Origin of the sequence: Oxobacter pfennigii (assembly GCF_001317355.1) — a bacterium.
In the GTDB taxonomy this organism is placed as follows: Bacteria; Bacillota; Clostridia; order Clostridiales; family Oxobacteraceae; genus Oxobacter; species Oxobacter pfennigii.
Map to the genome: position 1 here is coordinate 1 of NZ_LKET01000042.1, position 1,250 is coordinate 1,250.

1 protein-coding gene is annotated in these 1,250 nt (G+C 46.0%); it reads right to left on the bottom strand.

Annotated elements, in window-relative coordinates; translation table 11 throughout:
- Positions 1-68: 68 nt before the first annotated feature.
- On the bottom strand, positions 69-1,250 hold a 1,182-nt coding region (gene tnpC, locus OXPF_RS16235; protein WP_054876288.1), incomplete at its 5' end, for an IS66 family transposase.

Below are 1,250 nucleotides of genomic sequence, written 5' to 3' on the forward strand. Positions count from 1 at the left end.
GTAAGCGCGCAATAACAGAGTGCCTTGTAAGATAAATCAGGACTGGCTAAACTACAAGTAGCGGTCATCTATTTCCCGCATATAGCCTGAACCTCTTCCGACCAAGGCATAAGTTCCTCCAAAGATTCAGGATAATTCATATAATCTGTGTCAGGCATGTAAAGAAGCAGATGATGCAAATAGGAGTATACATTAAGATGATTGGCCTTGGCGGTTTCAACGATGCTGTACACCGCTGCACTTGCAGATGCACCCTTGGGGGTATCTGCAAATAGCCAGTTTTTCCGGCCTACAGCATAAGGACGGATATTGTTTTCCGCTAAATTATTGGAGATGGAACACCGTCCATCTAAAAGATAGTTTCCCATGTATGGTTTCTGGTTCCTGGCATAGGTCACTGCTTTTCCCAAGGAGGATTCCTTTAACGGTGTCAGTGATTCAAGCCAGCACCAAAAGGCCTCAAGAATGGGTTTCTCCTGTTCAAGACGCTTTTGATATCTCTTATCAGGGGATAAATCTGCAAGCTCTTCTTCAATCTTGAAAAGCCTATTGCAGTAATCCCTTCCGATTTCTGCATTGGTCGGTGCAGAGTCTTTGGCTTTTTTATCCGGAATGGCCTCCACAAACTTCCGCCTCAGATGGGCCCAACAACCGCACCTTATGACGCCTTCCAGCTTGTTATATCCTGAATACCCGTCACATTGGTGGTATCCCTGAAACCCTTTAAGGTATTCTTCTGCATGCTCCCCGCTTCTGGATGCCCGGTAATCAAATAGGATAATAGGAGGCATTCCGTCATTGCCGGAACGATGCAGCCACATGAAGGATTTCGTCTGTGGTTTTTTCCCTTCCTCCTTCAATACCTGAAGAGGCGATTCATCGCTATGGATGATATCTCTTTTCAGGAGCTTTTCCCTGAGATATCGGATAACAGGATAAAGGTAATCCTCCGAGCATCGGATTATCCAGTTCGCCATGGTTCCGCGGCTCAACGCAATCCCGTGGCTTTCCCAATCCTTCTCCTGACGGTAAAGCGGCATGCTGTTCACATACTTTTGATACATTACATATGCAACTGAGCTTGGTGATGCCAGGGAATGGTTCATCAGTGAAGTCGGTGAATTAGCTTTTAAAATATATGGATGTTCCGTATGCTTGCACTCAGGACATTCATACGCCATCCGCACATAACGCACAATATGCAGTTTTGCCGGGATATACTCCAGTTCTTCGCGAACCGTCTCCTTGCC